Raw genomic sequence first — 9,850 nt, 5'->3', positions numbered from 1 at the left:
GATCCGTGGGGAGCGCGTGCGCTTCCCACCCACGGAGCCGGGTGTCGCGGTCGCTCACGAATCGACCACCCGGGTCACTCCGCGTTCCCGTCGAGACTGATCGCCTGGGAAGGGCACAGCCGTACGCATTCCTCGACGCTGTCCCACAACTCCTCCGGCGGATGAGGAGAGAGCAGTACGACCGTCCCGTCCTCCCCGCCCTGGTCGAACACCTGGGGCTGTGTCAGGGCGCACATACCCGCACCACAGCACCTGGTCCGGTCGACATCGACTCTCATCGCCGTCACCAGCCGACGGGAAGACGCCGCACGCCGTACATCGACGCCAGGTGGGCCGTCTGGATCTCGTCGGGCGCCACGGCCAGATGCAGACCGGGGAACTCGCGGATCAACTGGCTGAAAGCCACGCGCATTTCGATCCTGGCGAGCTGCTGCCCCACACACTGGTGCGCGCCATAGCCGAAAGCGAGGTGCCTTCCGGCGTTGCGGCTCAGGTCGAGCACGTCCGGATCTCCGAAGAACGCGGGATCCCGGTTGGCCGTGGACAGGGCCACCGTCACGACCTCACCCTCACGGATCAGCCGGCCGTCCAGCTCGATGTCCTCGGTGGCTCCCCGGATGATCCCGAACTGGACGATGCTCAGGTAGCGCATCATCTCCTCGACCGCGCCGTTGATCAGCTCCGGCTTCTCCCGCAGCAACGCCAGTTGCTCCGGATGAGACAGCAGCAGATAGGTGCCGAGCCCCAGCATCTTCGCGGTGGTCTCGTGTCCCGCCGTGAGGAGGAGCATCGCCGAACCCGCGGCCTCGGCATCCGTGAGATCGGATGCGGCCACCCTGCTCAGCAGGTCGTCCTCCGGCTTGGCGCGCTTGCGGCGGATCAGCTCGGTGAGGAACTCCGCCATCAGGGTGAACGCTTCCACGGCCTCGTGCATGGGGCGCTCGTAGTCGAGCATGGTTTCCGAATGCCGCTGAAAGAACTCGTGATCCTCGTACGGAACACCCAGCAGAGCGCAGATGACCAGCGAGGGAACCGGCAGGGCGAACTCTTGCACGAGATCCGCCGGAGGTCCCATTTCCCGCATCGCCGCGATCCGGTCCGCGGTGATCCGCTCCACTTTCGGTTCCAGGTTCTTCGTCCGCCGTACGGTGAATTCGCCGGTGAACAGTTTGCGGAAACGGGTGTGATCCGGCGGATCCATGAAGATGAAAACTCCCGGCCGTGTCGGCTGGGGAGCTCCCTCCCCGACCGCCATCCTGCGGTGTTCACCGCGTGAGCTGAACCGCGGATCGTTCAGCACGGCACGCGCCGCGGCATGCCCGGTGACCAGCCATCCGGTGGTGCCGTCCGGATAGGCCAGCCTGCTCACCGGGTGCTCGTCCCGCAACTCGGTCAGCTTCGGGGGAGGGCTGAAGGGGCAGGTGCGCTCAGTGGGAAATTCCACCGGTTTCAGATCGGTCCTGGTCACGTCGACTCCGTGGTTGTAACGGCCTGTTCGTCCGGCCAAGCGGAACCCCTGCTCGGAGGACATCCGGTCACACCCGGCCGCGGAGACGGATTCTTATGAAACTTCGGGAAAAGCCCCGCGGATTGGCGTGACTCGATGATGCCAGACAACCCGGATCTCGATCTTTCCATTCATGCCGTGTGCGGCTTTCCCGCGATTTCGGCACGATCACTTCTTGAGCGTTCCCTGAGGACTTCTGCCGCGATGACCCCGAGCACCTCCGGCCGGCGCGGCCGTGGTGAACCTCCGAACGGCTCAGCGGTCCCCGAGGCCCGGGCTGTTGCTCGCACCGACCAGTACGGCCGAGTTGCCCGGTGCCTGCACACCCTCAAGCAGGTCCTGATGGGCCCGGCCGATTTCCTCGAAGGTGTACGTGTGTCCCAGGTGCGGGTCCAGGAGACCCATGTCGACGAGGCGGGTCACGGCGTGACACTCGCGCGGATTGGCGAAATGAGATCCCTGAAGCCGCTTCTGCCTCATCCACAGATATCTGAGGTCGACGTCCACATTGAAGCCGGATGTGGCCCCGCAGATCACGATCATTCCGCCCGTGCCGCACACATAGACCGACGTGGGGATGGTATCGCTGCCCGGATGCTCGAAAACTATCTTGGGCGATGCCTTTTCGCCGAGGATGTCCCAGATCTCCCGCCCGAAGGCCCGGAGTTCGGCGGTCCACCGCTTGTGCTCTTCACTGCCGGCCGGAGGCACGCGTCCCCAGTGGCTGAACTTGGTTCTGTCGATGACGCCTGTGGCACCCAGGTCGAGGCAGTACTTGGCCTTCTCCGGTGAAGACACGACGGCTATGGGCCTGCCTCCCATGTGCCGGGTCAGGGATATGGCCATGGAGCCGAGGCCGCCGGAGCCACCCCAGATGAGGACTCCATCCCCAGGTTGAACCGTGTTGGGTGCCCAGCCGTTGAGCTGCCGGTACGCTGTCGCACCGGTCAGCAGAAATCCTGCGGCTTCCGCCCAGCTCAGCCTGGCAGGCCTGGGCAGACACTGGAACTCGGCCACCAGGGCGAACTGGGCGAACGAACCCCAATTCGATTCGTAGCCCCACGCTTTCAGCGATGCCGCGAGCATGGGATCGACGCCGAGCCGAATGTCAGGATCGTGCTCGTCCCATAGGCCGGCCGAGACGATGACCTCATCTCCCACCTTGACCTGCCGTACGCCGGCTCCCAATTTTCAGACGATTCCGGAGGCATCTGATCCGCCGACGTGAAAAGGCTCTGGGCTGCCTTGTCGCTGACGTGCCGCCACAACATCAACGGGCTGTCCCTTGGCGGCCCAGACGTTGTTGTAGTTGATGCCGGCGGCCATGACCGCGACGAGAACGAACCCGGGGGGAACCTCGGGCGTGTCAACGACTTCCGTCCGGAAGGCCGTTGCCGGATTCCCGTACCGTTCCGGGCGGATTACCGATGCGTACATGGAACTGGGGACAGTCCCGAGCGGGGGCAGGTCTCCTACCTCGTAAAGAGTGCTGGTCGTCGAGGAATCCAATGTAATCTCCGGTGTCGAGTGGTCGGTTGGTCCCTGGGCTCTGTCGTGTGCTGCACGACGTCAGACGTGTACGTGATCGCGCGGGGGGGGCTGCTACTACGGCGGCAGACCTTCGGTTTCGTGCCCGTCAGATACTGGAGGCGTTCGTCACCGGGACGACCTCGGCGGGGACCGCGTTCTCCAGCATGTAGCCCCGCCCCCACACGGTCCGGATGGACAGTTCGATGGGCAGGAGCCGGCGGCGGAGCCGCATGATGTGCAGATCGAGCGAGTTCCTGTTCAGTGTCAGAGCCCGCAGGGCGAAGCACTGCACGAACTCGGTGCGGTGCACAACGTCACCGAAGCGGTCTATGAGCAGCCGCATCAACTCGGTCTGCGTACTGGAGACGGTGATGGAGTGATGACCGAAGCTCAGGGTTCCGGTCGAGTCGACCGTCGGTACCCGATTGCTGTCGAAACGGTTCTGTAGGACTGTGACCCGGGCCTCCAGGTCATCCCGGGACAACGGGGGGCGTACCCAGTCCTCGACCGGGTCGTTGCTGATCGGCGGCTGCGCACCTGCCTCCACGACGAGTAGTCGCGGCATCCCGTCTTTCCGGCAGCGGGTTCTCAGATCCGCCTGCGCCGGCCATCGGACGAAAACGACGTCGGAATTTCGACCGCCCACGGCACGTCCTCCCTGTACATCCCACGTACATCCCGGTCCGTCCCACGAAAGCCCATGGACCTCTCGGCACGGATGAGCCCCGGTCGAGTCCGTCGGCACAGGGCCCACCACGGCGGCGAGCGGGTCTTCGGAGATCGTCAGCTGTACGTCTGTACGTCCAGGGAAGGCGGGTCGGCGGGCACGGCCCCCGGTGGGGTGCGGAGTCACCGTCCGCCCGCAGGCCGCTCGGCGTGCTCACCGTCCCGACCCGCGTGGCGGGTTCGGCCCCGCCTCAGCACGCCGGCGTCGCCTCGCGCAGGCCCCGGGGCCGCATGTCGGTCCAGTTCTCCTCGACGTACGCGATGCTCTCCGCGCGGCCCGCCGGCCCGGCCACGACCCGCCAGCCGCCGGGCATGTCGGCGAACGTGGGCCACAGCGCGTGCTGCTCCTCGTCGTTGACCACCACATAGAACTCGCCGTTCTCGTCGTCGAACGGGTTCACTGCCATTTCTCCTCCATTGCCTTCACGTCCGGTTCGCGACGGAAGCCGGCTCCGCGTGCCGATCCAGTGATCGCGTCGACGATCCGGCCGTTCACAGGTTCCGTGTGTACGGCGAGCCCTCATCACCGCCTGCTCGCTCCGGTTCGGGGAGCGCGGCGCGGTCGACCTTGCCGCGGGCGGTCAGCGGCATGCGTACGATGACCATGATGTCGTCCGGCACCAAGTGGTCGGGCAGTTCGGCCGCCAGATCCCGCCGCAGCACCGCCGGCAGCTTCGACGCCCGGCGGGACACCGCGGGCGCGTTGGCGAGCGGCCTGGCCCGGGTGTCCATGGGCCGGTACACGCCGCCGTAGCAGTGCGTACCGTCCGCGGGCACGATCACCGCCTCGAACCAGCCGGGTGCCTCGGCCGACCAGGTGCACAGGACGGCACAGCCGTGCTCCTCGCCCCAGGTCTCCAGCGCGTGCGGGTCGAGCGGCGTCTCTTCCGCCATGGCGGGAACCCCGCACTCGGCCGCCTCGCTCACCAGCCTGGCGTTCGGTATCCGGGTCAGCCGGAGGCGGCCGCCGTGCCGGGCCAGCTCGGCCTCCAGGCCGGACACCTGGTGCACGTCCGAGCCCCAGGTGACGGTGGGGACGTCCGCGAGGTGCGTCGGCCCGCTCGACCGCTTGTGCAGGACGACTTCGTAGCGGTGACGGATGAGTTCGTTCCCGTTCGATCCCGGCTTCAGCCGGACGTCCACGGCCACGACATCGCGGTGCGCGTCGGCCCACTCGGTGAAGAAGCCCGGATCGAGGTGGAGTTCCGTCTCGCGGAGCACGGCGCGTGCGACCGCCGCCCGGACGGCGGACGGCTCGTCATCGGGGCGCTGAGCGTGGTGGACGGCCGTCAGGAACTCCCGCAGGGTGCCGTGGTTCCGGATGTCGCCGATGACGATCCGGCCGCCCGGGGCGAGCCGTTGGAGCGCGACGTCCAGGACTCCCGAGAGGTAGCCGGCGTCGGGGAAGTACTGCACGACCGAGTTGAGGAGGACCGTGTCGAAGTACTCCGCCGGCAGTCCGTCGGCGACGTCGGCGGGCTGACATCGCAGCGTCACCTTGTCCTTCAGCCGCGGATCCATACCGACCTGGGCGCCGAGGCGTTCGATGACCGGCTCCGAGAAGTCGGTGCCCCAGTAGACCTCGGCCTCCAGGGCCAGCGGCCCGAGCAGGAGGCCGGAGCCGACCCCGATCTCCAGCACCCGGCGCGGCTCCAGACCGCGCACCCGCTTCACCGCGGACGCGCGCCACTGGAGCATCTCCGACAGGGGGATGGGTTCACGCGTGTAGGAGCTGTTCCATCCGGTGAAGTCGTCGCCGATCCCGGTGGCGTCCGGCGCGGTGTCGCCGTACATCGAGTCGTAGATCGCGCGCCACTTCTCGACGTGCTTGGTCACGTCCGCGTCCGGCACCTCGGGTACCACGTACGCCACCAGGCAGCGCTCCCCGAGCCGGTTCTCGCGGGAGACCACGGCCGCCTGCGCCACGCCGTCCCGCTTCCGGAGCGCGGCCTCGACCTCCTCGAACCGGTTGATGAACATGCTCTGTTGCGCGTACGTGAGGGACGCCATGATCCTGTTACCTTTCGGTCATCCTGCGCAGGGTTTTCCGGACGGTGGCCGATAGCCCGCTCCACCGCCGGGTGGGCTCGGCAGGGGGCGGTGCGGCGAAGAGCGCACACAGCGCGACCTCGCGGGGCGGCCGCGGGGCGCGGTACGGCGCGCTGGGGGCAGGCGCGAGAGCCTGTTCAGGCCACATCGCCCCTGCGACGAAGAAACACCGCCGCCAGAACCCATGCAGACTCCCCGAAGAAACTCTCGATCGTCACTGGCCCGCGTCGCAGCGCAGCTCGGACGTCCGGTGCGCGGCTCCCCTGTCATGGCCAGCGGAAACCGCCGCCACTCGTGAGCCCACCCTAGGAAGGGATTCTTGAGTCATCCGACCGCCTGACAGATGTCTGCCAGACCCGACCGGGCGCCGCGGACACGGCAGGCCCGGCCACCACGTCGGCCCCTCCGGGGCGTCCTCGACGCATACGAGAACGTCCGTGCTGGCCAGGTGGGCCGGGCCCGCGCCCGTGCTCAGGCGACGGCCGCCAGGGCCTCGCGGATGGCCGCCGCCAGGTCCGCCGGACGGCTGCTCGGCAGGTCATGACTGCCCGGCAGCGACACGACCCGGAACGGCCCGGTGGTGAGCGCCGACCATGCGTCGACCTGGGCGGGGTCGACGGTGTGGTCGTCGCGGCCGTACACGGCCACCGTCGGAACCGGGACGGGCTCGGTGGCACCGCCCTCGTACAGCTCCAGCTCGTAGGTCTCGATGAGTTCGTAGTCGGCGCGCAGGGCGGGCTCGACGATGTCGAGCAATTCCTCGTTGGCGAGGAGCTGCGACGGGAGGTACCCGTCCGCCACGACCTGCTGGAGGAAGTCCTGCCGCGGCAACGCCCACGTGGGCTCGCGGCGGACGCTCCCAGGAGCCGGGTGCGAGGAGACGACCAGCGCCCGCACCCGGGCGGGGTCCAGGCGCCGTGCCACCTCGTAGGCGATCGCCGAGCCGGCGCAGTGCCCGTACAGCACCACCGGCCGTCCCTGTGCGTGGTGGAGCAGTTCGTCGGCGAGCTTGTCGGCGAGTTCTGGCATGACGGTCTCCACTGGATCCCCGAGCCGGGACTCCCGGCCCGGGAGGCGTACCGCGAAGGCGTCGAAAGCGTCGGAAAGCTCGACGCACAGCTGACGCACCGTGGTCACGCCGGCGCCCGCGTGCGGAAAGGCGTACAGCGCGCACTCCTTGAGGTCATCGTGCGGGACACCGACGAACCAGCGACTTTTCGTGTTTGTTCCCATGCACGTGAGGATGACCAGTCACCGCGGCCCTCGGGCGCCAACCCTGACTGATCTCTGAAAGATCCTCGGACAACGGCCGATCGCCACGGCAAGACTGACACCCGGTTGAAGAAGCGGAGCACCGAGAGAGAAGGCGGGAGAGAGCGGTGAACGATTTCGGATCGGTCGGGGTGGCGAGCCCGGACCACGTCGGCCACGATGGCCCGGACCTTGAGCTGCTGCGCGCCCAGGTGCGGGTTCGGTGGGTCGACGCACTGGAGCACGACGACTTCGACGACGACGAGGACTTCTTCGATGCCGGCGGGAATTCCCTGCTGGTCGCCGAGATCATGGCCACGCTCGGGGCCCTGTTCGGCGTGCGCCTGGCGCTCCGGCTCTTCTTCGACCACCCGACGGTGAACGAACTGACCGGCGCGCTGGCGGCCCACGAGGCCTTTCGGGCACCGGCCCGGTGAGCGCCCCGCCGACGTCCGTTCCGGGCGCCCCCTGGAGCGGGTGGAACGAGACCGCGCGGCCGTTCCGCGACGACGCCACGATCCCCGGGCTGATCGCCGAGGCCGCCCGGCGGTACCCGGACCACCCGGCGATCGTGACCTCCGACAAGCAGGTCCTCACCCACGGCGAACTGGACCGCCACTCCAACCGGTTGGCACGGCTGCTGCGCGAGCTGGGACTGGGCCGGGGCTCCAGCGTGGGTGTCTACGGCGAGCGCGACGCCTCGGCCCTCGTCGGAATGCTCGCGGTGCTCAAAGCCGGCGCCTCCTACGTCCCGCTCGACCCGGCGTGGCCCGCCCCCCGGGTGGTCGGGCTGCTCGACCAGCTCAATGTGGCGGCCGTGCTGACCGACCGCGTATCTCTGACCTCCGTACAGGAGTTCCGGTGGGAGGTGCCGTCGCTCCGCCACGTGTTGTGCCCCGACATCCCCGAGGAGTTCTCCTGGTCGGCCACCTTCCGGCGCGAGCGGATCGCGGACCTCTTCGACTACGTGTCCGGCTCCCCGGACCCGCTCGAAGCCGCCGGCTTCAACACGCGCCGCTCGGAACGGCCCTTCACCGCGGATGACGTCCGGGGCTACCAGGACCACGTGACGCGGTTCGTACGGGCCGCGACGTCCGCCGAACAGCCCTCGATCCTGGAGATCGGGTGCGGATCCGGCCTGATCGTCGAGGCCCTGGCACCGTGGGCGTCCCGCTACGTCGCCGTCGACCCCTCCCCGGTGTCCGTGGCCCGAAGCGAGGAGACCGGGGTCCGCGCCGGGGGCGAGGTCGACGGCGTGGTGTGCTTCGCCCATGAGGCCGCCGAGCGGGTACACGGCCCGTTCGACGTCGTCGTGCTCGCCAGTACGGTGCAGTTCCTGCCGGACCTCGACCACCTGACCGGCGTCCTCGACTCGCTCCTCGGGCTGCTCGCCGATGACGGCGTCATCGTCCTCGCCGACCTCATCGACCCCGGGCTCAGCACCTACCCCGGCCTCCGGGTGCCGCCCCGCTTCGTCGAGCGCCTCCCCGAACTCCTGCCCGGGGTGGCCCACGCGAGCGTCCACCGCCGCCGGGCCGAGGAGTTCACGGGCGAACTCGCCGAGCGGTACGACGCCGTCATCCGCGTCGAGCCGTCCCGCGACCGTGTGGCACCGGGCCGCGAGCCGCTGTGGACCGGCCATCACGTCGGCCTCCGGCCGACCGCCCCCCTCGCCACCGGTCCGACGGCCGACGACGTCTGCTACACCATTTTCACGTCCGGCTCGACCGGTGCGCCCAAGGGAGTCGTCGTCACCCACCGGTCGGCGGTGAACCTCATCGACTGGATGAACCGTACCTACGAGGTCGGGCCCGCCGACGAGATCCTGTTCGTCACGTCCTTCTGCTTCGACCTCTCGGTCTACGACATCTTCGGCGTGCTGGCCGCCGGCGCGACCATACGGCTGGCGTCGGCGGCGGAACTCGCCGAGCCGGACACCCTGGTGGACCTGCTCGAACAGGAGGCCATCACCATCTGGGACTCGGCGCCCGCCTCCCTGGCCATGGTCATGCCCTTCGTCCAGGCCCGCGAGCCCGCCGGGCGCGACGCGCTCCGCCTGGTCCTCCTCAGCGGCGACTGGATCCCGGTGCCGCTCCCGGACCAGATCCGGGCCGCGTTCCCGAACGCAGAGGTGGTGGCGCTGGGCGGCGCCACGGAATGTACCGTCTGGTCGAACCACTACCGGGTGAGCGACGTCGACCCCGCGTGGCCGAGCATCCCCTACGGAAAACCGATGCAGAACGCCCGCTACTACGTGCTCGACGGCGACCTGCGGCCCTGCCCCCTCGGCGAGGAGGGCGATCTGTACATCGCCGGCACATGCGTGGCCCTGGGCTACGCCGCGGCCGCCCGTCTCACCGCTGCCAAGTTCCTGCCCGACCCGGGAGCCCAGCGCCCCGGCGAGCGCATGTACCGCACAGGTGACCGCGCCCGCTGGCTGCCGAGCGGCGACCTGGAGTTCCTGGGCCGCCTCGACGACCAGGTCAAGGTGCGCGGCTACCGGATCGAACTGGGCGAGGTGCAGAGCGCCCTCCTCCAGTGCCCGGGCGTCCGGGCCGCGTCGGTGGTGGCGCCCACGGGGCCGGGCGGGCGGACGCTGGCCGCCTTCTACGTGCCGACGGCCGAGCCGCTTTCGAAGGCCGAGGTCGTACGCGCCCTGCGGGCCATCCTGCCGTCGTACATGATCCCCACGCGCGTCGTCGCGCTCGACGAGCTGCCCCTGACCAGCACGGGCAAGGTCGACCGGGCGGCCCTCCTGCGCCGGCGGTGAACCCCCGGGCGGTCCCG

The 9,850-nt window shown here is 69.0% G+C and carries 8 protein-coding genes and 1 pseudogene; 2 read left to right on the top strand and 7 right to left on the bottom strand.

Translation table 11 applies throughout. The features are described from left to right. Positions 1 to 74: 74 nt before the first annotated feature. From ACIRQP_RS16635 to ACIRQP_RS16605, 7 genes and pseudogenes are all read right to left on the bottom strand, one after another. Entirely contained in the window at positions 75 to 278 is a 204-nt protein-coding gene (locus ACIRQP_RS16635) for a ferredoxin (RefSeq protein WP_403890047.1), read from the bottom strand. Between the two features lie 5 nt (positions 279 to 283). After that, entirely contained in the window at positions 284 to 1,468 is a 1,185-nt protein-coding gene (locus ACIRQP_RS16630; RefSeq protein ID WP_403889806.1) for a cytochrome P450, read from the bottom strand. Positions 1,469 to 1,762: 294 nt separating this feature from the next. Continuing rightward, positions 1,763 to 2,944, bottom strand: a pseudogene (gene ccrA / locus ACIRQP_RS16625) (crotonyl-CoA carboxylase/reductase). A gap of 199 nt (positions 2,945 to 3,143) precedes the next feature. After that, positions 3,144 to 3,602, bottom strand: a complete 459-nt coding sequence (locus ACIRQP_RS16620; RefSeq protein ID WP_403889803.1) for a helix-turn-helix domain-containing protein — start codon at positions 3,600 to 3,602, stop codon at positions 3,144 to 3,146. Between the two features lie 352 nt (positions 3,603 to 3,954). Beyond that, positions 3,955 to 4,170 carry an MbtH family protein gene (locus tag ACIRQP_RS16615; RefSeq protein WP_403889800.1) on the bottom strand — a complete coding sequence of 72 codons (216 nt, stop codon included), beginning with the start codon at positions 4,168 to 4,170 and terminating at the stop codon, positions 3,955 to 3,957. Positions 4,171 to 4,255: 85 nt separating this feature from the next. After that, on the bottom strand, positions 4,256 to 5,773 hold the full coding sequence (locus tag ACIRQP_RS16610; RefSeq protein ID WP_403889797.1) for a methyltransferase: 1,518 nt from the start codon (positions 5,771 to 5,773) through the stop codon (positions 4,256 to 4,258). 510 nt (positions 5,774 to 6,283) lie between these two features. After that, positions 6,284 to 7,045 (bottom strand): thioesterase II family protein, encoded by a 762-nt coding sequence (locus ACIRQP_RS16605; RefSeq protein WP_403889794.1) that lies wholly within the window; start codon positions 7,043 to 7,045, stop codon positions 6,284 to 6,286. Between the two features lie 146 nt (positions 7,046 to 7,191). Between ACIRQP_RS16605 and ACIRQP_RS16600 the strand changes: the two genes are divergently transcribed. Together ACIRQP_RS16600 and ACIRQP_RS16595 are read left to right on the top strand one after the other, a co-directional pair. Further along, positions 7,192 to 7,500: an acyl carrier protein gene (locus ACIRQP_RS16600; protein ID WP_403889791.1), complete on the top strand. Its 309-nt coding sequence runs from the start codon at positions 7,192 to 7,194 to the stop codon at positions 7,498 to 7,500. Beyond that, on the top strand, positions 7,497 to 9,833 hold the full coding sequence (locus ACIRQP_RS16595) for an amino acid adenylation domain-containing protein (protein WP_403889790.1): 2,337 nt from the start codon (positions 7,497 to 7,499) through the stop codon (positions 9,831 to 9,833). The genes ACIRQP_RS16600 and ACIRQP_RS16595 overlap by 4 nt, the downstream gene beginning before the upstream one ends. The last annotated feature ends 17 nt before the right edge of the window (positions 9,834 to 9,850 follow it).

The sequence above is a fragment of the Streptomyces sp. NPDC102274 genome (genome assembly GCF_044766385.1).
In the GTDB taxonomy this organism is placed as follows: domain Bacteria; phylum Actinomycetota; class Actinomycetes; order Streptomycetales; family Streptomycetaceae; genus Streptomyces.
This window is presented reverse-complemented; position numbering and strand designations above follow the sequence as displayed.